The 25,651-nt window shown below is 73.2% G+C and carries 21 protein-coding genes; 13 read left to right on the plus strand and 8 right to left on the minus strand.

Features of this window, described 5'->3' with window-relative positions:
* The first annotated feature begins 10 nt into the window (after nt 1-10).
* Together ACFXDJ_RS04235 and ACFXDJ_RS04240 are read left to right on the plus strand one after the other, a co-directional pair.
* Nucleotides 11-1,201, plus strand: a complete 1,191-nt coding sequence (locus tag ACFXDJ_RS04235; RefSeq protein WP_384659298.1) for a cytochrome P450 — start codon at nt 11-13, stop codon at nt 1,199-1,201.
* Between the two features lie 8 nt (nt 1,202-1,209).
* Nucleotides 1,210-1,416 (plus strand): ferredoxin, encoded by a 207-nt coding sequence (locus ACFXDJ_RS04240; RefSeq protein WP_384659295.1) that lies wholly within the window; start codon nt 1,210-1,212, stop codon nt 1,414-1,416.
* A gap of 16 nt (nt 1,417-1,432) precedes the next feature.
* On the opposite strand, the gene ACFXDJ_RS04245 is transcribed toward ACFXDJ_RS04240, so the two are convergent.
* Nucleotides 1,433-2,449, minus strand: a complete 1,017-nt coding sequence (locus ACFXDJ_RS04245) for a BtrH N-terminal domain-containing protein (RefSeq protein ID WP_384659292.1) — start codon at nt 2,447-2,449, stop codon at nt 1,433-1,435.
* Between the two features lie 112 nt (nt 2,450-2,561).
* Here ACFXDJ_RS04245 and ACFXDJ_RS04250 point away from each other — a divergent pair, with 112 nt between their 5' ends.
* Both ACFXDJ_RS04250 and ACFXDJ_RS04255 read left to right on the plus strand, forming a co-directional pair.
* The gene (locus ACFXDJ_RS04250) at nt 2,562-2,915 is read left to right on the plus strand and encodes a DUF1304 domain-containing protein (protein ID WP_384659289.1); all 354 of its coding nucleotides are present in this window, start codon (nt 2,562-2,564) and stop codon (nt 2,913-2,915) included.
* Nucleotides 2,912-3,496: a TetR/AcrR family transcriptional regulator gene (locus ACFXDJ_RS04255; RefSeq protein WP_384659286.1), complete on the plus strand. Its 585-nt coding sequence runs from the start codon at nt 2,912-2,914 to the stop codon at nt 3,494-3,496. Before ACFXDJ_RS04250 ends, ACFXDJ_RS04255 begins: the two co-directional genes overlap by 4 nt.
* Before the next feature lie 13 nt (nt 3,497-3,509).
* Here ACFXDJ_RS04255 and ACFXDJ_RS04260 read toward each other — a convergent pair whose 3' ends face one another.
* Both ACFXDJ_RS04260 and ACFXDJ_RS04265 read right to left on the minus strand, forming a co-directional pair.
* Nucleotides 3,510-4,043 (minus strand): AAA family ATPase, encoded by a 534-nt coding sequence (locus ACFXDJ_RS04260; protein ID WP_384659318.1) that lies wholly within the window; start codon nt 4,041-4,043, stop codon nt 3,510-3,512.
* A gap of 96 nt (nt 4,044-4,139) precedes the next feature.
* Nucleotides 4,140-4,343, minus strand: a complete 204-nt coding sequence (locus ACFXDJ_RS04265; RefSeq protein ID WP_384659283.1) for a cold-shock protein — start codon at nt 4,341-4,343, stop codon at nt 4,140-4,142.
* 197 nt (nt 4,344-4,540) lie between these two features.
* Between ACFXDJ_RS04265 and ACFXDJ_RS04270 the strand changes: the two genes are divergently transcribed.
* Complete coding sequence (locus tag ACFXDJ_RS04270; protein WP_384659280.1) at nt 4,541-5,569, plus strand: 2-oxoglutarate and iron-dependent oxygenase domain-containing protein; 1,029 nt, start codon at nt 4,541-4,543, stop codon at nt 5,567-5,569.
* A 343-nt stretch (nt 5,570-5,912) separates the two neighbouring features.
* Nucleotides 5,913-7,415, plus strand: a complete 1,503-nt coding sequence (locus tag ACFXDJ_RS04275; protein ID WP_384659277.1) for a DEAD/DEAH box helicase — start codon at nt 5,913-5,915, stop codon at nt 7,413-7,415.
* A gap of 154 nt (nt 7,416-7,569) precedes the next feature.
* Here the strand turns inward: ACFXDJ_RS04275 and ACFXDJ_RS04280 are convergent, their stop codons facing one another.
* The 5 genes from ACFXDJ_RS04280 to ACFXDJ_RS04300 form a co-directional block, all read right to left on the minus strand.
* Entirely contained in the window at nt 7,570-8,415 is an 846-nt protein-coding gene (locus tag ACFXDJ_RS04280; protein ID WP_384663646.1) for an alpha/beta fold hydrolase, read from the minus strand.
* A gap of 52 nt (nt 8,416-8,467) precedes the next feature.
* Complete coding sequence (locus tag ACFXDJ_RS04285; protein WP_384663644.1) at nt 8,468-8,938, minus strand: hypothetical protein; 471 nt, start codon at nt 8,936-8,938, stop codon at nt 8,468-8,470.
* 61 nt (nt 8,939-8,999) lie between these two features.
* Nucleotides 9,000-9,659, minus strand: a complete 660-nt coding sequence (locus ACFXDJ_RS04290) for a GNAT family N-acetyltransferase (RefSeq protein ID WP_384663643.1) — start codon at nt 9,657-9,659, stop codon at nt 9,000-9,002.
* Between the two features lie 121 nt (nt 9,660-9,780).
* Nucleotides 9,781-10,317: an SRPBCC family protein gene (locus ACFXDJ_RS04295; RefSeq protein WP_384663641.1), complete on the minus strand. Its 537-nt coding sequence runs from the start codon at nt 10,315-10,317 to the stop codon at nt 9,781-9,783.
* A gap of 96 nt (nt 10,318-10,413) precedes the next feature.
* Entirely contained in the window at nt 10,414-11,469 is a 1,056-nt protein-coding gene (locus ACFXDJ_RS04300; RefSeq protein ID WP_384663639.1) for an NUDIX domain-containing protein, read from the minus strand.
* 248 nt (nt 11,470-11,717) lie between these two features.
* Here ACFXDJ_RS04300 and ACFXDJ_RS04305 point away from each other — a divergent pair, with 248 nt between their 5' ends.
* The 7 genes from ACFXDJ_RS04305 to ACFXDJ_RS04335 all read left to right on the plus strand — a co-directional run bounded on the left by ACFXDJ_RS04305 (nt 11,718) and on the right by ACFXDJ_RS04335 (nt 25,514).
* Nucleotides 11,718-13,508: a VanW family protein gene (locus ACFXDJ_RS04305; RefSeq protein WP_384847714.1), complete on the plus strand. Its 1,791-nt coding sequence runs from the start codon at nt 11,718-11,720 to the stop codon at nt 13,506-13,508.
* Nucleotides 13,509-14,287: 779 nt separating this feature from the next.
* On the plus strand, nt 14,288-14,947 hold the full coding sequence (locus tag ACFXDJ_RS04310) for an NAD(P)-dependent oxidoreductase (protein ID WP_384659698.1): 660 nt from the start codon (nt 14,288-14,290) through the stop codon (nt 14,945-14,947).
* 116 nt (nt 14,948-15,063) lie between these two features.
* Complete coding sequence (locus ACFXDJ_RS04315; protein ID WP_384659695.1) at nt 15,064-17,022, plus strand: RNA ligase family protein; 1,959 nt, start codon at nt 15,064-15,066, stop codon at nt 17,020-17,022.
* Nucleotides 17,022-19,976 (plus strand): poly(A) polymerase, encoded by a 2,955-nt coding sequence (locus tag ACFXDJ_RS04320; RefSeq protein ID WP_384847717.1) that lies wholly within the window; start codon nt 17,022-17,024, stop codon nt 19,974-19,976. Before ACFXDJ_RS04315 ends, ACFXDJ_RS04320 begins: the two co-directional genes overlap by 1 nt.
* A 334-nt stretch (nt 19,977-20,310) precedes the next feature.
* A complete protein-coding gene (locus ACFXDJ_RS04325) occupies nt 20,311-22,500 on the plus strand; it encodes a discoidin domain-containing protein (protein WP_384659689.1) in 2,190 nt (729 codons plus the stop codon).
* Nucleotides 22,501-22,617: 117 nt separating this feature from the next.
* Nucleotides 22,618-23,691 (plus strand): DUF1996 domain-containing protein, encoded by a 1,074-nt coding sequence (locus tag ACFXDJ_RS04330; protein WP_384659686.1) that lies wholly within the window; start codon nt 22,618-22,620, stop codon nt 23,689-23,691.
* An 89-nt stretch (nt 23,692-23,780) separates the two neighbouring features.
* Nucleotides 23,781-25,514, plus strand: coding sequence for a discoidin domain-containing protein (locus ACFXDJ_RS04335; RefSeq protein WP_384659684.1), 1,734 nt, complete (start codon nt 23,781-23,783; stop codon nt 25,512-25,514).
* Nucleotides 25,515-25,651 lie beyond the last annotated feature (137 nt).

A 25,651-nucleotide genomic window follows, 5' to 3' on the forward strand; every position in this document is an offset into this window, starting at 1 on the left:
GAGGTGCTCTATGTCCGAGAAGACCGTTGCCTTCCCCCAGGACCGGACCTGTCCCTATCACCCGCCGGCCGCTTACGAACCACTGCGGACCGGCCGGCCGCTCTCCCGGGTCACGCTCTTCGACGGCCGCTCCGTGTGGGTGGTCTCCGGGCACGCCGAAGCGCGGGCCCTGCTCTCCGACGGCCGGCTGTCGTCCGACCGCCTGAACCCCGAGTTCCCCGCCCCCACCGCGCGGTTCAAGGGCCTGCAGAACCGGCGCAGCGCCCTGCTCGGCGTCGACGACCCCGAACACAACGCCCAGCGCAGGATGTTGATCCCGAGCTTCTCGCTGAAGCGGACCGCCGCCCTGCGGCCCCGTATCCAGGAGACCGTGGACCGGCTGATCGACGAGATGGTCGCGGCCGGCCCGCGCGCGGAACTGGTCGGCGCCTTCGCCCTTCCGGTGCCGTCGATGGTGATCTGCGCGCTGCTCGGAGTCCCGTACGAGGACCACGAGTTCTTCGAGAGCCAGTCGCGGCGGCTGCTGCGCGGACCGGAAGTCGCCGACGTGGAGGATGCCCGCGATCAGCTCAACGGCTATCTGCGCGAGCTCATCGGGCACAAGCGCGAGCACCCCGGCGACGGGCTGCTGGACGAACTCGTCGCCCAGCGGCTGGAGACCGGGGAGACCGATGTCGAGGAGCTGGTCTCGCTGGCCGCGATCCTGCTGATCGCGGGACACGAGACCACGGCCAACATGATCTCGCTCGGTACGTTCACCCTGCTCAGCCACCCCGAGCAGCTGGCCGAGCTGCGCGCCGACCCGGCCCTGATGTCGGCGGCGGTGGAGGAGCTGATGCGGTTCCTGTCGATCGCGGACGGCATGCTGCGGGTGGCGAAGGAGGACATCGAGATCGGCGGGGTGACCGTGCGCGCCGACGACGGGGTGATCTTCTCCACCTCCGTCATCAACCGCGACGAGGCCGTCTTCGCGCAGCCCGACGACCTGGACTGGCACCGGCCCGCCCGGCACCACCTGGCCTTCGGCTTCGGCATCCACCAGTGCCTGGGCCAGAACCTGGCCCGCGCCGAAATGGAGATCGCGCTCGGCACCCTCTTCGACCGGCTGCCGGGACTGCGGCTGGCCGCCGAGCCGGACCGGATCCCGTTCAAGCCCGGGGACACCATCCAGGGCATGATCGAACTCCCCGTGGCGTGGTGAGGAGCCCGATGTCCCCCGCACACATCTCCATCGACACGGCCGTCTGCATCGGGGCCGGCCAGTGCGCCCTGACGGCACCCGGGGTCTTCACCCAGGACGACGACGGCTTCGGCGCGCTGCTGCCGGGACGCGAGGACGGCGGCGGCAGCCCGCTGCTGCGGGAGGCCGCCCGCGCGTGCCCGGTGTCGGCGATCACGGTCAAGGAGGACCGCTGACGACAGGCCCTGCGGCCTACACGGCGGGTGCGGCCGGCGACAGCAGGCCGGCCGCCTCCCGCTCCAGCGCCAGGGATGCGTCCACCAGCTCCGCGCAGGCGTCGAAGAGCTCCCGGCGCGCGGCGGCGTCGGACTCCGGGTCGGCCGTACGGGCCAGCTCCGCGAGCTTCGACCACTGCTCGCCGGAGCTCCGGAAGAGACCGGCCGCCTCCGCGTGCCCGGCGAGATCGAGGAAGTCCGCGTACAGCGGCCGGGTGGCGCCCTGGGAAGTCCACTCCTCCTCCAGGCAGGCGTGCAGCCGGGCGGTGCCCAGCGCGAAGGCCTCGGGGGTGGCGAACCGACGCTCCCAGCCCGTCTTCGTAGTGGTGTCGCGCAGCTGCGCGGCGAACTTCTCCATGCCGGAGAAGCCGAAGTTGACGTCGAAGTGGTTGCCGAGCACCGGACCGGTGAGACGGCCGACGGTGTGGGCGATCGCGGCGTCCAGGTCCGGCTCCCCGGCGGGCTTCCCGGTGGTCACCACCATCTGGTGGCGGCCCTTCTTGTGTCCGGACCAGGCGGCGCCGAACTCTTCGCGGCCGATCGCGTAGGGGGTCGGGGCCCCGTCCTCGACGTAGTAGGTGTCGCCCTCGTAGCCGACGACGACCACCACGTACGGGTCCGCGGCGGCCAGCTCGGCCACGGCGGCGGGGCCGTGCCAGGGCAGCCCGGACCGGTTGACGGTGCAGAACACCGGAGCGCCGGCGTCGAGCGCGGCCTCGACCCGGTTCCAGCGGGGCTTGGCGCTGCGCGTGGCCTCGTACGGGATGTTCAGGCGGCCGAGGGCCACCTGGACCCAGGGGTCGGGGTGGGCCTGGGCGACGATCGTCGGCATCGGCGGGCGGCCGGCGTACTCGAAGACGAAGTACATGAAGCCGATCCCGCCCGCCAGGCCCGCGACCAGCGCCTCGTCGTGCACGCTGCCGAGCGCGTGCCGGATCAGCGAGGCCTCGCGGTGTCGTCCGGTGCCGAAGTCTTCATATACGAGCGCAGTCATGCGGCCAGGGTATCCGCGCCGCGGGCCTCGGACCGCGACACCACTTCCTGTACAGTTGTCCAGGAAGTCGGAGGGACCGGTCTTCGCTCACCCCGCCCCCAGGGAGGTGGCCGTGCACACGGTCGCAACGATCCTCATCGGCCTCGTCGCCGCACTGCACGCGTACATCCTGGTGCTGGAGATGTTCCTGTGGCAGCGGCCGCCCGGCCGAGCCCTGCACGGCTTCGACGCCGACACCGCCCGCCTGACCGCTCCGCTCGCCGCCAACCAGGGCCTCTACAACGGGTTCCTCGCCGCCGGCCTGGTCTGGTCGCTCGTCACCGGCTCGCTGGCCGCGCAGATCTTCTTCCTGGTCTGCGTGATCGTCGCCGGGGTGTACGGGGCCGCGACCGCCAACCGCCGGATCCTGATCGCCCAGGCCCTGCCCGGCGCCCTCGCCCTGGGCGCGGCGCTGCTCGCCGCGTGACCTCCGGCCTCCCCCGCACGGATCCCCGCACCCTGCGCACCATGGCGCGGCTGCGCGAGAGCCTCCTCGCGGAATGCGCGGACCGGCCGCTCGCCGAGGTCAGCGTCTCGGCGGTGGTCCGCCGGGCCGGCGTCGGCCGCGCCACGTTCTACCTGCACTACGAGGACCTCACCGCGCTCGCGGTGGACGCGTGCGCCGAAGTCGTGCACGCGGCGGTCGACGCCCTGCACGCCTGGCAGACGGAACCCTCGGCACCCGCCCCGGCCCGCCCGCCCGCCGCACTGGCCGGGTTCCTCGCCGGCGCCGCCGACCGGGCCCCGCTCTACCGCACCCTGCTCCTGCCGGGAGGCGGCGGCCCGCTCGGCGAACGCCTGTACCGGGAGCTGCGCGCCCGCAGCCGGGCCGAGCGGGCGGCGGTCGGCGCACCCCGGCCCGATCTGGTCGCCTCGGCGGTGGCGGCCGCCTTCACCGGCGTCCTCGCGGACTGGCTGCACGGCGAGTTCCCGGCGGACCTGGCGGACCCGGCCGAGCTGGCCGACCGGATCTGGCCACTCCTACTGGCCCTGCACCGGGCCGGTTAGACGGCGCAGGCCCTCACCCGGCCGCGCCGGAGGCCGACAGGCCGGTCTCCTCCATCACCCGGGCGACGGTGTCCTCCAGGGAGTCCGCGGCCCCGACGATGCTCTCCCAGTCCCCGGACAGCAGGTCGAGCGGCCGGTACCACTCGCGCATCTCGACCTCTCCGTACTCGGCGGCGGCCCGGGGCTTGCCCGCGTGGCGCCGCACGGTCTCCTCGAACGGCACGTCGAGGTAGTAGAAGTGGGTCCGCCCCCGGTGGGCGCGGCGCAGGGCGTCGAGCATGGGGCCGTAGCGGTCCGCGTAGAGGATCCCCTCGACGATGACGTGGAATCCGTGGTCCAGCGCGTACCGCGCCACGCTGCCGATCAGCCCGATGTTCGCCGCGCCGGGGGTGTCGCGTTCGCGCAGGACCACCCGCCGCAGGGTGTCCTGGCCCACGAGCGCGATGCCGCTGCCGTGGCGGTCGCGGATCTCCTCGGCCACCGAGGACTTGCCGGACGCGGAGTTGCCGCGCAGCACGATCAGCCGGGTGTCCGGCGTGCCCGTCATCATCCGGCTCACGCTACCCGTCCGCGCCTCACGTGCGTGAGCCCCGCCCGAGGACCGGACGGGGCTCACGTCACGGGCCGGGCCCGTGAAGCGGCGTTAGAGGGCCATCACCTGCTCCGCCTGGGGGCCCTTCGGCCCCTGGGTGACGTCGTACTCGACCTTCTGACCCTCTTCCAGCGACTTGAAGCCGCTGGTCTGGATGGCGGAGAAGTGCACGAACACGTCGGGACCGCCGTCGTCCTGCTGGATGAAGCCGAAGCCCTTCTCCGAGTTGAACCACTTCACGATGCCTGTTGCCATCTGTACTGATCCTTCACAACGTTCCACCGGCCGCACACGCGGCCGGTCCCGATCCTGCCCATTGATCGGCCCGAGCACACGCCAAGCGCGGCCAACCGGGGTGCTTCCCGCTATTCGAACTTTTCTCCGCCCCGTCCGTGAAACGAGGGAGCAGGCCTTCACACGGGCCGTGGAGGGCGATTCGAGAGGGGACCGGCATGGGCGGGCTCGCTACCTTCGAGGTACCGCGGCGGATCGCCGGAACGGCGGCGGACGCCGTGCTGGGCGGGGCGATGCTCCGCGCCTGGCAGCGCGACGGGATCTTCCAGGTGGCCGTCGACTCCGCGCAGGAGGCCCGTACGCGGGCCGCGCTGGCGGTGAGCGGCCGGTTCTTCGCCCGGCCCCCGGCCGAGAAGGCGGCGTACGTCAACGACACCTCGTACAGCGGGTACATCGCCTCGGGCGAGGAGGTGACGGCGGGGCGGCCGGACGCCTCGGAGATCTTCACCATCACCCCGGACATCGATCCCGGCGCGGCCGCCGGACTGCCCTGCCACGGACCGGTCCCCTGGCCCGATCCGGAGTACCGGGCGGCCATGGAGGCGTACCTGGCGGGTGTCGGCGGACTGGGCGAACGGCTGCTGCGGCTGGTGGCCCTGGGGCTGGGTCTCGGACCGGCCGGCATCGACCGGCTGGCGGGGCTGACCCGCGGCGGCTGGCACCACATGCGGGTGCTGCGCTTCCCCGCCGCCGCACGGACAGCCGAGCGCGGGATCGGCGCCCACACCGACTACGGACTCCTCGTGATCGCCGCGCAGGACGAGGTGGGCGGGCTCTGGGTACGGCCTCCGGTGGCGGGCGAGCCCCGCCCGCGCAACTGGCTGCCGGGCGAGAGCACGGCGGGCTTCGCCGAGGACCGGCCCGGCTGGACCTTCGTGCGGCCGGTACCGGGGGTGCTGACCGTCTTCCCCGGGGACATCCTCCAGTTCATGACCGGCGGCGCCCTGCTGTCCACCCCGCACAAGGTGCGGCTCGCCGACCGGGAGCGGCACGCCCTCGCCTACTTCCACGAGCCGCGCTTCGGCGCCCGGATCCGCCCGCTCGACCAGGGCCGGGCCGCGGAGGGCGCGGTGATCCACTACGGGGAGCACTTCACCCGGATGTTCATGCGCTGCTATCCGCAGCGGGCGACGACACGGCGGATCGAGGCCGAAGGGCTACTGCGCTCCCTCGCCGCGGCCCGCTGATCCGGCAGCCCAGGCAGTCTGCGTGACCGGTGTGGGCGGCGGTGTCGCGGACCCGCCAGTCCCACTGGTCCTGGGGACGGGGGCCGCTCGGCTTGCCCCAGCCGGCGAGGTGCAGCAGCCAGGTGACGATCCCCGCCACGGCCACGACCGCGAGGCCGATCCAGATGCCGGAGGTCCAGGACGCGCACAGGGCCGCGCCCGCCGCCGTACAGCCCGCATCTGGATCGGGTGCGGGCCGCGGAGCTCGGGCCGGTGGCCCCTTAGTCCCAATGGTAAAATTCGACTTTTCGCGACGTTCTCGTCGCACTCTCGAACATCTTGTTCGTCTCACGGAAGGTTCTGCATGAAGAACCCGTCGGCTCATGGGCGCTTCGGCATCAAGGCCGGAGCCAAGGCAAGCCCGAAGGGCGGTTCGAAGGGCGGCGGCAAGACCCCCCGCACCCTCGGCCCCCAGGGCGAGTACTCCATGCCCCGGACGACCTCGCCGGCGCTGCCGCCGGTGGAGTCCTTCGCGGAGCTCGGCCTGCCCCCTGAGCTGGTGACGACGATGGCCGACCAGGGGGTGGCCGAGCCGTTCCCCATCCAGGCGGCGACGCTCCCCAACTCCCTCGCGGGCCGTGACATCCTCGGCCGCGGCCGGACCGGCTCGGGCAAGACCCTCGCCTTCGGCCTGGCCATGCTGGCCCGTACGGCGGGACAGCAGGCGGACCCGAAGCGGCCGCTCGCGCTGGTCCTCGTACCGACGCGCGAACTGGCGCAGCAGGTGACCGAGGCCCTGGCCCCGTACGCGCAGGCCCTGAAGCTGCGGCTCGCCACGGTCGTCGGCGGCCTGTCGATCGGCAAGCAGACGGGCGCGCTGCGCACCGGCGCCGAGATCGTGGTGGCCACCCCCGGGCGGCTGAGCGACCTGATCGGGCGGCGCGACGTCCACCTGGAGCGCGTGAAGATCGTCGTCCTCGACGAGGCCGACCAGATGTGCGACATGGGCTTCATGCCGCAGGTCACCGAGATCCTCGACCAGGTGCACCACGCCGGTCAGCGGATGCTGTTCTCGGCCACCTTGGACCGCAACGTCGACCAGCTGGTCCAGCGGTACCTGAAGGACCCGGTCGGCCACTCCGTGGACCCGCAGTCCGCCTCGGTGTCGACCATGGACCACCACGTGCTGCACATCCACGCCGCCGACAAGATCTCGGCCGCGACCGAGATCGCGGCGCGCGAGGGCCGGGTGCTGATGTTCCTGGACACCAAGCACGGCGTCGACCAGTTCGTGAAGCACCTGCGGGCCATGGGCGTACGGGCGGAGGGGCTGCACAGCGGGAAGTCGCAGCCGCAGCGCACACGGACCCTGGGGCAGTTCAAGGACGGCCTGCTCAACGTCCTGGTCGCGACCAACGTCGCCGCACGCGGCATCCACATCGAGGACCTGGACCTCGTGGTCAACGTGGACCCGCCGGCCGACAGCAAGGACTACCTGCACCGCGGCGGCCGCACGGCCAGGGCCGGCGAGTCCGGCAAGGTCGTCACCCTGGTCACCCCGAACCAGCGGCGCGACATGGTCCGGCTGATGGCCGACGCCAAGATCCGCCCGACCATCACCCAGGTCCGCTCCGGCGAGGCGGCGCTGAGCCGGATCACCGGTGCGAAGGCCCCCTCCGGCGTGCCGCTGGCCGGCGCCGCGGCCACCGACGCCAAGGGCCGGCCCTCGGGCACGGACCTCGGCTTCCGCGGGATCGGGACCCGGCCCGGGCGGCCCGGGAAGGGCAAGGAGTCCCGTAGGACCATCGAGGCCCGGCAGGCCGCGGAGGCCCGCGCGGCGGCCCGGGTGCGACGGGGCACGAAGTAGCGGGACACCGCAGGTGACGAGCTGAGCGGCCGGGGGCCCCCCGCGGGGGGGGGCGGGGGGGGGGGGGGCGCGCGCGGGCCCCGCCCCCCCCCCCCGGGCGCCCGCCCCGCCCCCCCCCCCGCCGCCCCCCGCGCCCCCCCCCCCCCCCGCTTCGTCACACCCCGTCGAGGAAGGTCCGTACGGTCCGCTTGAAGGCCTCGGCGTCGTCGAGCCAGGGGTAGTGGGCGGTGCCCGCCTGGACGACCACCTCGGCCCGGGGGAACCACGCGGCCGTCTCGCGGGCGGCCTCGGGCCGGGGACCGGTGTCCACGTCGCCCGCCAGGACCAGCACCGGCGCGTCCAGCTTCCCGAGGACGGCGCGCGCGGACTCCGGGTCGAAGGCCTCCCCAGCCACGAAGAGCTGCGAGGCCTCCTCGTTGCACGACGCGGCGGTGAACGCCTCGTGCTGCCTGGCCGCCTCGTCCCAGCGGCCGTAGCTGAACGGGATCATGGCGTCCCAGTCGGCCTCGGTCGCGGTGCCGCCCCAGACCGCGTCCCGGGCCTGGCGGGTGCCCTCGAACCAGGACTCCCCGGCGCGCAGCGCGATGGCCTCCTTGCGGCCCTCCACCGGGAAGTCGACTCCCAGCGCCCGTGCGCGGGCCGTGACCAGCACGAGGGAGCGGATCCGCTCCGGATGGCGGGCCGCGTAGAGCAGGGCGAGGTCGCCGGAGGCCGAGTGCGCGAGCAGGTCGATCGTCTCCAGGCCGAGGTGGAGGCGCAGGGCCTCGACGTCCTCGACCTGCCGGTCGCAGCGGTACGTGGCCGGGTCGGCCGGGAGCGCGGAGTCGCCCGTGCCGCGCAGGTCGAGGACGATCAACTGACGGTGCTCCGACAGCCCGCCGAGGTCTCCGAGGTACGCACCGGCGCACATGGGGCCTCCGGGCAGGCAGATCAGCGGCTCGCCCTCTCCGATGACGTGAAAGGCGAGCGTGGTCCCGTCCGGGGCCGTGAAGGAAGTCATTGCGGCATCATCGCCGCCGCAGGCGGGCTGGACAAACGATTATCCTCGCAGGTCAGGCAGCCCGACGGAGCAGCCGCTGGGCCGCCGCGTTGCGGACCCGGCGGGTACGGGCCCCGGCGGCGAGCAGCCGCAGGGCCTCGTCCGCGTGCAGCGACTGGGCCGCCGTGCGCTGGCACCAGTCGGAGGCGGCGAGCAGCTCCGCCCCTGACCAGGGCTCGCCCCGGGTGATGTCCTTCAGGAGGGTCCACTCCCGCAGCCTGCGGGCGGCGAAGGTCCGGCCGCCGAGGGCGTCGCCCACGGCCCGCGCCCAGGCGGGGAAGGCCTCGTCGGCCAGGAGCCGGGCCGCCCGCCGGTCCAGGTGCGTGACGACCGCGCTCTCGGCCATCACCGGGTCCGGATCGCGCAGGACGGCGGCCACGGTCTCGGCTTCCGCGGGCTCACCGGACACGGCGGCCAGGGACTCCAGGTGCCGGGCGTAGCGCCAGTGCTCGGCCGGACGTATCTGGTACTCGCTTCTCCCCATGCCTCCATTCCACACGACTCCGGTGAACGGCCGGTGGTCAGGGTGGCATCGGAGCCGTTCCCTAGGGGGTGTCTTGCCGGGCCGGAGCCAGCATCAGGGCTTCCGCGCCGACCGGCCGGTACCCGGCGGCCTGGAACGCGCGGATGCTGCGCGTGTTGCCGGTGGACTGCTGGGACCAGACCGGAGCCCCGTCCGGGACCAGGTGGCGGGCGGCGCGGGCCAGTTCCCGGCCCAGCCCCCGGTGCCGGACCCCCTCGTCCACCTCGACGGCCGTCTCCCAGCGGCCCGCCACGCCGCGGCCGAGTACGACCACTCCCCCGCCGGCGGGGGTCGCCCAGACCCGTACGCCGTCACGGCGCTTGCGGGCCCGGCGGACCCGGGGGTGATCCTGGTCGTCGATCTCCCGGAGTTCCAGGGCGGGTTCGCCGGGGAGCGCGTCGGCGACCGTGAGCAGGTCGGTGGTGTCGTGGCTCCGGCCGGTGCGGTCCAGGAGTGCGACGAGGAACCGCGGGTTCATGGTGGCCGCGAGCGCGTCGCAGTCGATGGCGGCGAGGGTGGACCGTACCCAGTCGGGGTCCTCGTCGGTGAAGACCACGGAGTGCGCGGTGAAGGCGAGCACCCCGGCGTCGCGGGGGTTCGGCTGCGGCACGACGGTGGTGGTTCCGTCGGGCGCGGGAAAGCGGCCGGCGGCGGCCGCGTCGAGTATCTCGGCGAGCGTCACGGGGTCACCTGCTCGAAACGGAGGGTGTGCGAGTGCGAGTGACATGTCAGTGGATCAGGGCTCCCGGTCGATGGTCTCCCACCATGATCACAGGCTCCGGAGACCGTCCCCGAGAGACCCCCTAGCTCCCCGTTCCGTGGCTCTCGTAGCCGCCCGCGCCCTGGGTGTTCGCGTGGCCCTGCTCCGGCAGCGGGGCGCCGGTTTCCAGGAGGGTCTTGAGGCTGGACGCGAGCATCGGCCAGGCGCGGCCGCACATGCCGATGAGGGTGCCGCCCGGTTCGAAGCCCTCGTGGAGGATGGTCAGCCGCGCGAGCGTGTCACCGACCGGCTCGATCTCGTACGTCACCTTCGTGCGCCGCTCGCGCGCCAGCTCGGCGCGCAGTTCCTCGCCGATGCCCACGGAGGCCGCCCACTGCGGAGTGAAGGTGTGCCAGGTGTAGGCGAGCCGCCGATGCGGTACGCACTCCAGGACCACCTGCTCCGGATCGCTGGTCCGCGCCCCGCGCTCCACCCAGTCCATGGTCGATCCCACCCGCCAGTCGGTCTCGAAGTCGAGCCCCCAGTAGCGGCGGGTGAACGCGGGCTCGGTCAGGGCCTGCCACACCCGGGCGGGGTCGGCCTGGACGTACACGGTGTAGGTGATCGCAGTCTCGCTCATCCCCCCATGCTGCGGGACCACGGGCCGAGGACCGGGGATTGAGGGGCGGAGCTCCGCTCCGCGTGCGGGACCGGGTGCCCCGGTGCCGGGTCCGGGTCACCAGTGGCAGCCCTCCTGAGGCAGTTCCGTCGGCGGGGTGCGGGGCGGGGTCGGGAGGGAGAGGCGGGTGCGGGCGGCGTGGACGGCAGCGAGCTCCTCCTGGCCCGCCGCGCCCCAGTCGCTGAGTTCGCGGACCTGTTCGGGGGTGGCGAGGAGGCGCGCGTACGCCGGGTCGGGGCCCGGTGGCACGGCCGTGAGCCGGGCGGCGGTACGGGGGTGCGCGCACCGGTCGGCGTAGCGGTGGCCCAGCGGGAACTCGCCCGCGGTCGGTCCCGCCTGCGGGGACGGGAGGTGCGCCGTGCCGGTGGCGCGGGCGATGAGCAGCAGGACCCGGCCGTCGGGGGCGAACAGCCAGCCGGCCGGGTCCCGCAGCGGCGCGTGCGCGGGGACGGGGGCCGGCGCGGGGTGCCAGGTTCCGTGCTGCCGCGGGCGGCGGGTGCGCAGGACGCCGAGCAGGTCCAGGGCGGTGGGTGTGGTGGGGCGGCCGTCCTCCAGCAGGGCGGTGCCGCCGCCGTTGATCCGCGCCCGCAGGGCGGAGAGCGCGCGGCGGGCGTCGCCCGCGTCCATGAGGCCGGGCAGTTCGGCCGGCTCGGCGAAGTGGATGCCGGTGATCTCCTGCGCGGGGAGCCGGACGGACTCGATCCGCTCCCGGCTCCAGGTGCCTCCGTCGAAGACGTGCAGGATCTCGCCGGGGAAGCGCATCGCGGGCGGGAACCCGGGCGCGTCGGCGGGGATCCAGTCGACGGCGAGGCCGCGCGGGTAGCGGCCGTCGACTCCGAGCTCTTCGTACATCTCCCGGGCGGCCGCCGCGGACGGCGCCTCGGCCGCGTCCACCGCGCCGCCGGGCAGCAGCCGGTCGGTGCGGTAGTCGACGCTCTGGAGGAGCACGCGGCCCTCCGAGTCGGTGACGAGGACGACGGCGCCGGTCCAGAGCGCGGCCCGAGAGGCCCCGTACTCCTCCGGCGTCATCCAGGTGCTCGGGGCCGGGACCGGGGACGGGGCCGGGGTGTCGACCGCGTCGTTCGTCGTGGTCTCGTCGGTCAGCTGCGGCATCGGACTCCCATCACCGTAGGGGCGTTCACCATGGAGGCATTCACCTTGGGGGCGTTCACCGTGGTTGGACCCGCCGCCTGTGCAACAGCGCGGACGGCCCCCGGGTTACGGAGATCACCCCGAAGCCTTTGCCAGTTCTATACCTCCTTATTACCTGGTTACATGGATCTTGCTACGTTGCGGGGGCGGACTGGCGGCATGAAAACCGCCGGTCCGACCACGTCACCGGAGCAAGGAGCGACCCAGACATGCGACGCGCACCCCGTACGGGCACCCGGGCGGCCACCGGCAAGCGGTGGACCGTGCCGGGCGTCGCGGGCGTGGCCGGCGGCGCCGCGGTCCTCGGCTTCGGCGGGTTGTACGCCACCGGTCTGCTGCTGGCGGGCGAGGAGGTCGCCGCCGGGACGAAGGTGCGCGGGGTCGACATAGGCGGGATGAGCCGCACCGAGGCCCGGCAGACCCTGGACCGGGAGCTCGGCCCCTCCGCCGCGGCCCCGCTGGGGCTGCGGATCGGGGAGCGCTCCGAGCAGGCGCACCCGGGCACGCTCGGCCTGTCCCTGGACACCGGCGCCACCGCCGACCGGGCCGCGCGCTCCGGTTCCGGCCCCGTCAGCGTGATCGGGCGGCTGTTCGCCTCCGGTGATCCCGACGTCGAGCCGGTGGTCCGGCTCGACGAGAAGACGGCCCGCGCCACGCTGGACGGGATCGGGGCGAAGGCCGAGCAGGAGGCCCGGGAGGGCTCGATCGCCTTCGAGGCCGCGTCCGAGGCCGCCTCCGGGGCCGCCTCCGGGAAGGGCAGGGCCAAGGCGGTGGCCCCGGTCACCGGCACCGCCCTCGACGTCGACGGCTCCCTCGACGTGCTGCGCTCCGCCTACCCCCGGGGCGCCGCCGGAGCCGGGGAGCCCGTCGATCTGCCCGTCCGGCGCACGGAGCCCCGTATCGGGCAGCAGGAGACGGAGCGGGCGCTGAGGGAGTTCGCGGAGCCCGCGATGTCCGCGCCGATCACCCTCACCGTGGACGGCGAGCGCATACCCGTCGGCCCTGCCGTCCTCGCCAGGCACCTCTCCCTCAAGGACGACGGCCAGGGCCGCCTCGCCCCTGCTCTCGACGCCAAGGCGCTGCTCGCCGACCCCGAGCTCGCCGGGCCGCTCCGCCGGGCCACGCCCGGCCCCGTCGAGGCCGAGCTGCGCACGGATTCCGCCGGGCGGGTGGCCGTCGCCGAGGAGGGCACCGCCGGGCGCCGGATCAGCGAGCAGGGCCTCGGCGCCGCCGTGCTGCCGCTGCTGACCGGGACGGGCGCCGCGGAGCGTACGGGCGAGGTCCCCACGGAGGCCGTGCGGCCGAAGCTGTCCAAGGACACGGTCGAGCAGCTGGGCATCAAGGAGCGGATGTCGACCTTCACGGTCGAGTTCGAGAAGGCCCCGTACCGCACGACGAACATCGGCCGGGCCGCCGAGCTGATCAACGGCTCGCTCGTGATGCCCGACGAGACGTGGAGCTTCAACCGCCGGGTCGGCGAGCGGACGAAGGAGAACGGCTTCGTCGACGGTCTGATCATCAACAACGGCCAGTACGAGAAGGCCTCGGGCGGCGGGGTCTCGGCGGTCGCCACCACCGTCTTCAACGCGATGTTCTTCTCGGGCGTCAAGCCCGTCGAGTACGGGGCCCATTCCTTCTACATCGAGCGCTACCCGGAGGGCCGCGAGGCCACCGTGGCATGGGGCAGCCTGGACCTGCGCTTCGCCAACGACTCGGGCAAGGCCCTCTACATCCAGGCCGAGGCGACCGACACCTCGATCACCATCACCTTCCTGGGGACCAAGCGGTACGACGAGATACGCGCGACCAAGGGTCCCCGTACGAACGTCACACCGCCGGCCACGCGCACGGACACCGGCCCGAAGTGCGAGCCGCAGTCCCCGCTGGAGGGCTTCGACGTGGCCGTGGACCGGGTGTTCGTGAAGGGCGGACAAAAGGTCAAGCGGGAGACGATGAAGACCACTTACACCCCGCGCGACAGCGTGACGTGCGGGGCGTAGGCCGTCTCTTCCGGTTCCTCCCACCACCCGTGCGGGTGAGCGCGTGCGGGAGGCCGGGGTTTCGTGCGGCAGGGTGGGCGGATGGAGTCGTGCCGGGGACCGTGGGTGCCCCTGATCGTTGTCGCGCTGGCCCTGACGGCCGGGTGTGTGACCGTACGGCCGGACGCGCCGGGGTCAGGGCCCGGGACGCGACTGGTGCCGACGGGTGTACGGACGGCCCTGCCGTCGGAACCGACCTTGGAGGCGCGGCCGTTGGGCACGCTACCGGGGACCGCGTCGGCTTCCGCGTCGACTCTTGCGGCGGAGCCGTCCGTTGCTCCGGAGGCTGGGGTGCCCGTCTCCGTGCCGGGTGCCGCGGAGCCCGGGGCTGCGCAGCACCGCCACGATCGTCCGGACCGGCCGGAGCGTCCGGACCGGCCCCGGCGGGCCGAGCACGGTCGGCCCGCCCCGGCGCCGGGTGCGGGTCCGGCCGCGAAGCCCCGTAAGGCGAGGCCCGCGCCGAACCGCACGTACGACATGGCACCGCTGTGCGCGGCGGCCCGGGGGACGGTGGACCCGTCCATCGTGGCGCTGTGCCACTGACCGTCTGCCCTTGACCGTCCCCGTCGCCGGCCGTCTGCCACTGACCGTCTGTCGCTGGCCGTCTGTCGCTGGCCGTCTGTCGCTGGCCGTCTGTCGCTCACCGCGTGGCGCTGCCGGGCTCGGGCGGCGGGATTCGCTTGGATGGGCCGGCGGGCCCCGGCCGGGGTCCCCACAGCCTCCACCCCCCAGGAGTCGCCATGGCGAAGATCGCACTCTTCGGCGCGACCGGCACCATCGGATCCCGGGTGCTGCACGAAGCACTCGGACGCGGGCACCAGGTCACGGCCGTCGTACGCGATCCCGCACGCCTCGCCGGGGCGGACCCGGGCACGGCCGCCGTCGTACCCGGCAACATCCTCGACCCCTCGTCCGTGACCCAGACGGCGGCCGGGCAGGACGTGGTGGTCAGCGCGTTCGGGCCGGGCCCGGGGGATCCCGGAACCCTCCTCAGCGCCGTCAAATCGCTGATCGGCGGTGTACAGGCGCTCGGCGCGGACGGATCCCGGCCGCGTGTGATCACCGTGGGCGGGGCGGGTTCGCTCCGTACCCCCGGCGGGCCGCTGGTCTGGGACCAGGCCGGAATCCCCGAACCGATCCTCGCCGTCATGCACGCCCACGGGGACGCGCTCGACTTCCTGCGGACCGTGCCGGTGGACGAGGTCCGCTGGACCAACCTCAGCCCGGCCGCGCGGATCGAGCCGGGCGAGCGGACGGGAACGTACCGCCTGGGCGACGACGATCTGGTCGTGGACGACGAGGGCCACAGCCTGATCTCCACGGAGGACTACGCCGTCGCACTGGTCGACGAGATCGAGCGCGACGCGCACCCGGGCAGGCGGTTCACCGTCGGCTACTAGTGCCGCGTCAGGCACTAGTTAGGACGGAGGTGGGACGGCCGCCGATATTCGCTGGCCCGGCCGGGCCCGGCTACCTAGAGTGACCGGGTACCACCGTCGTCGAGCAGGAGCGGACCATGCGCACCCATTACCCCAGGACCCCGCATCTGCCGTGGTCACCGGGTGTGACCTCCGACGACCTGCGGGCCACCGGGGCCGACGGTCTGGCCGGGCTGGCCGGGCGGGAGGTCGTGGTCACCGAGAAGCTCGACGGGGAGAACACCACCCTCTACGCCGACGGCCTGCACGCGCGCTCGCTCGACTCGGGCCACCATCCGTCGCGGGCCTGGGTGAAGGGCCTGCAGAGCCGTATCGGCGCGGGCATTCCGGCCGGTTGGCGGGTGTGCGGGGAGAACATGTACGCGCGGCATTCCTTGGCGTACGAGGAACTCGACGCGTGGTTCTACGCGTTCTCGGTGTGGGACGGCGACAGCTGCCTGGACTGGGACCGGACCGTGGATTTCCTGCGCGGCCTCGGCGTGCCCGGACCGCGTGTGCTCTGGCGCGGCGTCTTCGACGAGCGCGCGCTGCGCAAGCTGCGGCTCGACACGACGCGGCAGGAAGGGTACGTCGTCCGGACGGTCGCGGGCTTCGAGCGGGCGGACTTCGGGCGCCGCGTGGCCAAGTGGGTGCGCGGCGGCCATGTGCAGACGGACACGCACTGGATGTACGCCCAGGTGGTGCCGAACGGGCTCGGTCCGGCGGCCGCGCTGTGGGACGTACGGTCGGGCGGGGAACCGGATGTGGCCGGTCTGCTGCGCGCGGTGGGGATGGCGGAGGGCGTGGGGGCCGGATCCGTTCCTCCGGCAGCCGGGATCGGGGGCGGCGTCGGGGCCGGGGCCGCGGAACTCGTCGCCGAAGTGGCCGAGCGGATCGACGGCTTGGGCGTGCGGCGGTCCGGAGAGGAGCGGCTGGCCGGGATACTGGCGGCCGCGCTGCACGGCGTACCTCGGGCCAGGCTCGCGGCGCGGCTGGCGGCGGGGCCCCTCGGAATGGCGACGGCACGGCGGGTCGCGGACCTGGTCGGCCTGTATCCGGCGCTGCGCAGGCCGTTCCCCTACCCGGACCCCGAGCGTCATGCCGGGCTGGTACGGATGGTGGAGGCGGCCGACCTGGGCGTGCTGCACGCGCTGGCGAGGGCGGTTCCGGCGAAGCCCGGCGCGGACGGGGAGGGCCTCGGGGCAGCCGAGGGCGTCGGGGCAGCCGAATCCGTAGAAGCAGCCGAGGCCGTCGAAGCCGTCGAGTGGTCCGCCCTGTGCGCCGAGGAAGCGGGGCTACTCAGGCCCGCACCGCTGGAGCCGCTGCGGGCCGGGCTGCGGGAGGCCCTGGCCGCTGCCGGCCTCGGTGACGCCGACGCGGCGGACCGCTGCTGGGCCGAGGCCCGCGAGGCGTACGGGCAGGGCAAGCTGTCGGGCCCGGAGGAGGCGGTGGCGGCGACCTGGCGGTGGCGGGACGGCGCGTCCTTCCCCCGGCTGGTGCAGCTGTCCGGCCCTTCGGGCAGCGGGAAGAGCACGTACGCCCGCGCCCTGCCGGGGGTGGAGGCGTACATCAGTCTTGACGATCTGCGCACGGCCCGGGGTTCCCGTGCGAGCCAGCGGGACAACGCGGACGTGCTCCGCGAGGGCCTGGACCGGCTGGACTCGGCGCTGGCCGCCGCCGCGCGGAGCGGCGGAACGGTGGTCTGGGACGCCACCTCGCTCACCGGGCAGCAGCGCGGGCTGGCCGGCGCGGTCGCCCGGCGGCGGAACGCGCTGGTCACGCACGCAGTCGTCCTGGTCGAGGAGGCCGAGCTGCTGCGCCGCAACTCCAGGCGCGCACACCCCGTACCCGCGCACGTGCTGACCTCGCAGCTGCACCGGTTCGCTCCCCCGTACCCCGGCGAGGCGCACCGGACCTGGTACATCGGGGCGAGCGGAACCGTCGAGGACACGGCGGGCACGATCACGACGGCGACGGCTCCCGTCGCTGCGACGGCTACGGCGACGGCGACGGCCATGGCCGCCGCAGCAGCAGCGACGACGGGCGGGGACAGCTGATGCGTACCAGCGAAGAGCTTTACCACCAGGTCCGCTGGGACCCCCGTTTCGACCCGGCGCGGTTCACACTCGGACTGCTCCAGCGCGGCGCGGCGCCGAAGCGGGTCCCGCTGCCTTCGTTCGTGCCCGGCGGCGACGTCCCGTGGCACCGGGTGCTGTTCGTCGAGGCGGACGGCGAGCTGGTGTGGGACCGGGCGACGGGGATCGACGTCATCGGCACCACCCCGGCCGGGCAGGTCCGCGATCCGCGGCTGCTGCGGGCGCCGTTCTTCACGGCGCGGACGCCCTACGCGTGGGACCCGTCGGGCGACGGCGCGTGGCGACCGGCGCCCGAGGACGGGCCCCGTGGGGCGGGTCCCGCCAGGGTGCGGCTGCTGACGTGGAACACGCTCTGGGACCGGTACGACGCCCCGCGCATCTCCACCGCGCGGCGCAGGCCGCTCCTGCTGGCCGACCTGGCGGCGGCCGACGCCGATGTGATCGCGCTCCAGGAGGTGGAACGGGAGCTGCTCGCCATGCTGCTCGCCGAGCCTTGGGTACGGGCCGGGTACACGGTCGCCGCCGATCCCCGCGGACGGGACGTGGCCGAGAGCGGGCTCCTGGTGCTCAGCCGGCTGCCGGTGCGGGAGGCGGGCGCGCACGCGCTCGGACCGCACAAGGCGGTCGTCGCCGTCACCGTGGACACGGCGGGCGGGCCGCTGGTGGTGGCGGCCACCCACCTGACGAGCGATCACACCGAGAACGGAGCCGCACGACGCTCGGCCGAACTGACCCGGATATCAGAGGGGTTGGCGGGCATCGAAGCGGACTCGGTCGCACTGCTCGGAGACTTCAACGACGGGCGTTCGGGGGCCGAGGGGCCGGCGGCCGCGCTGGGGCTGCGGGACGCGTGGAACGACGTACACGGGGCGGCGGACGAGACACCCACCTTCGATCCGGTCGCCAACCCCCTCGCCGCCGTCGGCTCGCTGACGGGGCGCGCCTCGCGGCTGGACCGAATCCTGCTGCGCTCGGCCGGAGTTCGGGTAACCGGTGCCGCCCTGCGCGGCAACTCCCCCGCTCCCGACGGGCTGTTCATCTCCGACCACTACGGGATCGAGGCCGCGCTGGAATTCGGGCCGCCGGACGGAGCGGGGCGCGCACTGCTGGACGTACGGCCGACCGCACGGACGGCGGTGGCGTGGCTGCCTCCGCATGACGCGGGGGTGGAGGCGGTGCGACGGGAACACGACCCGCAGGCGGGGCGTTGGCCCGCGCACGTGAACCTGCTGTTCGGGTTCGTACCGGAGTCCTCCTTCGAGGCGGCGCTGCCGCTGCTGTCGGAAGTGGCGGCGCAGACACCGGAGTTCACGACCCGCCTGGAGGGCGTGCACAGCTTCGGCCCGACCCTGTGGCTGGACCCGGCGGCGGCCGGCGGCGACGCACCGTGGCAGGAGCTGCGGCGGGCGCTGGAGGAACGGTTCCCGGGATGCCGGGGCCGGAGCGAGGGCTACACCCCGCACCTGACTCTTGGCCGCAGCCAGGACGCGAGGCGTGCGGAGGCGGATTTCGCGGCACGCCTCGGCGGCGGCCGCTCGGCGCGCGTGGGCACGCTAGCCGTGCTGTCGCGACGCGGGGACGGGCCGATGGAGGTCCGCGCGACGGTGGAGCTCGGGACGGGCGAGGTCCGCTGGACGACGGAGCCGGGGAGTACCGGCGCCGACCCGGAGGCGGCCGGATTCGCGGCCCGGATCGCGGCCGGGATCGCGGCCCGGATCGCGGCCGGGATCGCGGCCCGGATCGCGGCGGCGCTGCCGGAGGCGGCCGTGCACGTGGCCGGCTCGCGCCGGATGGGCTGCGCCCTCCCGGGCGCGGACCTGGACCTGGTGGCGGCCCTGCCGGGAACCGCCGACATCGCGGAGGTACGGGCACGGACGGCCGCGGCCCTCCCGGAGGCGGATCGCCTCCGGGAGGTGAAGGGCGCCCGGGTGCCGGGGCTGCGTCTGCGCGTGACGGAGCGGGGATCCGCCGGGCCGGACGCGCCCGAGCGGCAGCCGTCGGGGCGGTCGGCGGGGCCGAGCCCGGCCACGCTGGACGTGGACCTGGTGCTCGTGGCCACCGGGCCGGTGCCCCCTGAAGAAGCGGTGGCCAGGCGCGCCGAGCTCGGCCCGGCGGCGGCGTTGGCCCTGAGCGCGGTGAGCGACGCGGACGCGGTACGGGGCTTCGTGGGCCCGGAGCACGAAGCGTTCGCCCGGCTGGCGCGCGAGGTGAAGGCCTGGGCCCGCGCTCGCGGCCTGGACTCGGCGCCCTTCGGCGGGCTCCCCGGCCTGGCCTGGGCGGTCCTGGCAGCGCACACGGTACGCACCGCCCCCGGCCTCTCACCGGGCCCCCTGCTCCACGAGTTCTTCGCCACCTGGGCCGCATGGGACTGGCACACGCCGGTGGCCCTGCCGTGGACTCCCGAGCCGGCATCCGGCGAGCCTGATGCCGAGGTCACCATCCTCACCCCGTCCGCGCCCGTCCGCAGTTGCACCGCCCAGGTCGGACCCGGGACGCGCGACCTGCTGGCGCGGGAGCTGTACGCGGCCTGGGAGGCGCTCGAAGGGTCCGCCGCTGAAGGCGGCGCCCTCGACGGCTTCGTCCCCACCCCGCCTCCCCTGCACCGTCGCCATGCCGCCTGGGCCGTGGTCACGGTGACGGGGGGCCGCCCCGGTGACTTCGAGGAGAACCTGGGCCGCACGCGCGGCCGGGTCCTGGCCCTGCTCGACGCCTTGTCCGAGGCCGGCTGCGAGGAAGTCCACGCATGGCCCCGCCCCTTCGAGCGGTCGGATACCTTGGCCCGCTACGCGATCGGCCTCGGTTCCGCACCGCCGGACGCGACCGCCCTGGCCTCCGTCACGGCGCCCTGGTCGGCGCGGCTCTCCGGCACGGAAGTGACCTGGGCCGACGGCGGAACCGTCCCCGACCTCCGCTGACAACAGGTCCCGCCAAGTAACGAACACACAACCGCTCTTGACCACACGCCAGTCCCCAATCTCCGAACACACCGAAGACTCCGACCCAAGCTCCGCCCCGCCGTAGCGGGCACGGCGAGACGGAGCGGTCAGAGCCTCAGTACAGCCCTGACGAGTTTTTTCGTCAACACTTTTCACAAGGATTGAAGAAACCCCAAGTTCACAGGCCTGATGCGTGATTGACACGTCATTTGATCTTCAGTTCATGAACGCTCAAACCCTTGACGCCCAATCCCCGGGGCAGTTCACTCACGCTTCGATCCCCCCGGATCCACAACGTCAGGAGTAGCCCCGCATGCCCCTCCTCTCCGATCACCCTCCCCGTCTCCCCCTCCCACCCCGGCGCCGCCCCTCGCGAGTGACCGTGGCCGCCCTCGCGGCCGCACTGGTCGCCGCCTTCCTCGTGCTCCTCCCGAGCACCGCCGCCACCGCGGCGCCCGCGCTCCTCTCCCAAGGCAAGACCGCCACCGCCTCCTCCGTCGAAGGCGCGGGCACCCCCGCCTCCGCCGCCGTGGACGGCGACAACGGCACCCGCTGGTCGAGCCAGTTCGCCGATCCGCAGTGGATACAGGTGGACCTCGGCGCCAACGCCCAGCTGAGCCAGGTCGTCCTGCGCTGGGAAACCGCCGCCGCGAAGGCGTACCGCGTCGAGCTGTCCACGGACGGCGCCAACTGGACCACCGCCTACTCGACGACCAGCGGCACCGGCGGCGTCCAGACCCACGACATCACCGGCACCGCCCGCTACGTCCGCGTGTACGGCACCCAGCGCACCACCGGATACGGCTACTCGCTCTGGGAGTTCCAGGTCTACGGGACCACCGGCACCGGACCGACCCTCCCGGGCGGCGGCGACCTCGGCCCCAACGTGATCGTGTTCGATCCGTCCACGCCGAACATCCAGGCCAAGCTGGACCAGGTCTTCGCCCAGCAGGAATCGGCGCAGTTCGGCTCCGGCCGCTACCAGTTCCTCTTCAAGCCGGGTACGTACAACGGCCTCAACGCCCAGATCGGCTTCTACACCTCGATCTCCGGTCTCGGCCTCAACCCCGACGACACCACCATCAACGGCGACGTGACCGTCGACGCCGGCTGGTTCAACGGCAACGCCACCCAGAACTTCTGGCGTTCGGCCGAGAACCTCGCCCTCAACCCGGTCAACGGCACCGACCGCTGGGCCGTGTCGCAGGCCGCGCCCTTCCGTCGCATGCACGTCAAGGGCGGCCTCAACCTGGCCCCCTCCGGCTACGGCTGGGCCTCGGGCGGCTACATCGCCGACTCGAAGATCGACGGTCAGATCGGCAACTACTCGCAGCAGCAGTGGTACACGCGTGACAGCTCCATCGGCGGCTGGTCCAACGGGGTCTGGAACCAGGTGTTCTCCGGCACCCAGGGCGCGCCCGCGCAGAGCTTCCCGGAGCCGCGCTACACCACCCTCGACACCACCCCGGTCTCCCGGGAGAAGCCGTTCCTCTACCTGGACGGCGCCGAGTACAAGGTGTTCGTCCCGGCCAAGCGCGTGAACGCGCGCGGCACTTCCTGGGGCAACGGCGCCCCGCAGGGCAGCTCGATCCCGCTCAGCCAGTTCTACGTGGTCAAGCCGGGCACGAGCGCCGCGACGATGAACCAGGCGCTGGCGCAGGGCCTGCACCTGCTCTTCACCCCGGGCGTCTACCACGTCGACCAGACCATCCAGGTCAACCGCGCCGACACGGTCGTCCTCGGTCTCGGCCTCGCCACCATCGTCCCGGACAACGGGGTGACCGCGATGAAGGTCGCCGACGTGGACGGCGTCAAGCTCGCCGGCTTCCTGATCGACGCTGGCACGGTCAACTCCCCCTCCCTGCTGGAGGTCGGCCCGGCCGGCGCCACCACGGACCACGGGAACAACCCGACCACCGTCCAGGACGTGTTCATCCGGGTCGGCGGCGCCGGAGCGGGCAAGACCACGGCCGGCATGGTGATCAACAACCGCGGCACGATCGTCGACCACACCTGGATCTGGCGCGCCGACCACGGCGACGGGGTGGGCTGGGAGACCAACCGCTCCGACTACGGGTTCCGCGTCAACGGTGACGACGTACTGGCCACCGGACTGTTCGTGGAGCACTTCAACAAGTACGACGTGGAGTGGAACGGCGAGCGCGGCCGCACGATCTTCTTCCAGAACGAGAAGTCGTACGACGCCCCCAACCAGGCCGCCGTCCAGAACGGTTCGGTCAGGGGCTTCGCGGCCTACAAGGTGGCCGACTCGGTGAACACCCACGAGGGCTGGGGACTCGGCAGCTACTGCTACTACAACGTCGACCCGACGATCATCCAGGACCACGGCTTCGAGGTCCCGGTGAAGTCCGGCGTGAAGTTCCACGACCTCCTCGTCGTCTCGCTGGGCGGCAAGGGCCAGTACGCGCACGTCATCAACGACACGGGCGCGGCGACCTCGGGCACCTCGACCACCCCGTCCACCGTCCTCTCTTTCCCCTGACCGACCACTGACTCCCGGATGACGCGGGGCGGCCGCCGGCCGTCCCGCGTTGTCCGGGCCATCCGAGAGAGCGCTCTCCCATCAGCGCTCTCCCCTCCGTCCGAAGGAGTCCAGACGATGAAGCTCCGACCGCGGACCCTGTCCGCCCTACTGGTTTCGGCGGCCGTCGCCGTGACCGCGGCCGCCGGTCTCGGCGCCACCGCGCTCACCGCGCAGGCCACCCCCGACTCGGCTTCCGTCCACCTGGGCACGGACCACTCCGCCGTGGCCCCGCTCGCGACGGGGGACGACCCCGACGGCGACGGCTACATCCCGGCCGTGCCGCAGGTGACCGGCGTGACCCCCTCGTGGAACAACCCGCCGGACCGCTACTTCCACGAGTTCCAGGCCAACTGCGCCGTCACCAAGACCGCCCCGGACGACCCGATCGTCTTCGCCGGACGGCCGGGCACCTCGCACGACCACACCTTCATGGGCAACACCGGCACGGACGGCAACAGCACCACCGCCTCCCTGAGCGCCGGCGGCACCGCCTGCAACGCCGTCGGCGACCTGTCCGGCTACTGGATGCCGAGCCTCTTCAACGGCAGCCAGAAGATCCTGCCCACCGGCCCCCAGGTCATCTACTACAAGACCGGAGTCACCGACTACACGAGTGTGCGCCCCTTCCCCAAGGGTCTGCGCTTCGTGGTCGGCAGCCCGACCCAGACCGCGGCCGAGTTCCGCGCCAACAAGGGCTGGGTCGAGGGCTGGGAGTGCGGTGACAGTTTCAAGAACGTCGAGTTCCCGGCCAACTGCCCGGCCGGCACCCAGCTCAACATCCGCATGCAGTCTCCCAGTTGCTGGGACGGGAAGAACCTCGACACCCCGGACCACAAGGCGCACATGGCCTATCCGGTCGTGAAGCCCGGCAACAACGACAACGTCTGCCCCGCCGACCACCCGGTCGCGGTGCCGATGGTCGAGTTCAAGATGGCCTTCCCGGTCAGCGGCGACATGTCCCAGGTCAGGCTGTCCAGCGGCGCCGGTCACACGTTCCACTACGACTTCTTCAACGCGTGGGACGACCGCACCCTGAACGCCATGGTCGAGCACTGCATCAAGGGCGGCCTCCAGTGCAACGCCCGCGGCTACGACGAGACCCACCCGGCGGCCGGCGCCGTACTCGGCCCGGACTACCGCCTCCCGTAAGGGACTTCGCAGTACCAGTACGAGACGGCGGATTCCGCACCGTCCGCTCCCCCCACCCGCACCCCGCCCCCTCCCAAGGAGGTTCCTGCATGCTCTCCCGCATGCGCAGCACCGTCGCCACGGCCGCCCTGCTCGCGGGCGTCGTCACCTTCGCCCCCGCGGGCCCGGCGCAGGCCGCCGGCAGCGTCGTGAAGGTGACCGGCTCCCAGGGCAACTGGCAGCTGACCGTGGACGGTTCCCCGTACCTCGTCAAGGGCGTCACCTGGGGACCCTCCCCGGCCGACGCCGCGCGCCTGCTCCCCGACGTGAAGTCGCTGGGCGCCAACACCATCCGCACCTGGGGCACCGACGGGAGCAGCCGCCAGCTGTTCGACGCCGCCTCCGCGAACGGCATCAAGGTCGTGGCCGGTTTCTGGCTCCAGCCGGGCGGCGGTCCGGGCAGCGGCGGCTGCACGAACTACGTCACGGACACGACGTACAAGAACAACATGATGAGCGAGTTCACCAAGTGGGTGGAGGCGTACCGCGACCACCCGGCGGTGCTGATGTGGAACGTCGGCAACGAATCGGTGCTCGGCCTGCAGAACTGCTACAGCGGCACGGAGCTGGAGAACCAGCGGGCCGCGTACACGACCTTCGTGAACGACGTGGCGAAGGCCATCCACCGCATCGACGCCAACCACCCGGTCACCTCCACCGACGCGTGGGTGGGCGCCTGGACGTACTACAAGCGCAACTCCCCCGACCTGGACCTCTACGCGGTCAACTCCTACAAGGAGGTCTGCGGCGTCAAGCAGGCCTGGGAGCAGGGTGGTTACAACAAGCCGTACATCATCACGGAGACCGGCCCGGCGGGTGAGTGGGAGGTCCCGAACGACGCGAACGGCGTCCCGCTGGAGCCCGGCGACCAGGCCAAGGCCGACGGCTACACCAACGCGTGGAACTGCGTCACCGGCCACCGGGGGGTGGCACTGGGCGCGACGGTCTTCCACTACGGCACCGAGTACGACTTCGGCGGCCACTGGTTCAACCTGACCCCGGCAGGGGAGCGCCGCAAGGCGTACTACGCGGTCAAGCGGGCGTTCGGCGGGAACACGGCCGGCGACAACCTGCCGCCGACCGTCTCCGTGCCGTCCGTTCCCGACCCGGGCGCCGTCCCGGCGGGCAAGGAGGTGACGATCCAGGCTCCGGCGACCGACCCCGAGGGCGACCAGCTCTCGTACGAGGTGCTCTGGGGCGGCAAGTACGTGGACGGCGGCAACGGGCTGAGCTCCGCGCCCTTCACCAACCTGGGCAACGGCACCCTCAAGGCCACGGCCCCGGCCAGGACCGGCGTGTGGAAGCTCTACGTCAAGGTCAAGGACGGCCGGGGCAACGTGGGCGTCGAGCAGCGCTCGGTGAGGGTGGTCCCGCCGCCCGTGGCGGGCACGAACGTGGCGCTGAACCGGCCGACGACCGCCTCCACCTTCCAGAACGACGGCTGGGGCGGCTGCCCGTGCACCCCGCAGCTGGCCACGGACGGGAACAACACCACGCGCTGGGCGAGCAGTTGGGCTGATCCGCAGTGGCTCCAGGTCGATCTGGGGTCGGTGAAGCAGCTGAGGCACGCGCAGTTGGTGTGGGAGACCGCGTACGGGAAGGCCTACACGATCCAGGTGTCGGACGACGGCCAGAACTGGCGGACGGCGTACGCCACTTCGACCGGTGACGGCGGCATCGACGACTTCGACCTCTCCGCGTCGGGCCGGTACGTACGCCTCGACATGACCCAGCGGGGCACGGGTTACGGCTACTCCCTGTTCCACTTCGGCGTCTACGCCTGATCCTCGGCCCGACGTCACCGCATGCCCCGCGCCGCCCCCCCCCCCCCCCCCCCCCGCCCCCCCCCCCCCGCCCCCCCCCCCCCCCCCCCCCCCCCGCCCCCCCCCCCCCCCCGGCGCCGCCCCCCCGCCCGCCCCCG

The organism is Streptomyces sp. NPDC059443 (assembly GCF_042750105.1).
Classification (GTDB): domain Bacteria; phylum Actinomycetota; class Actinomycetes; order Streptomycetales; family Streptomycetaceae; genus Streptomyces.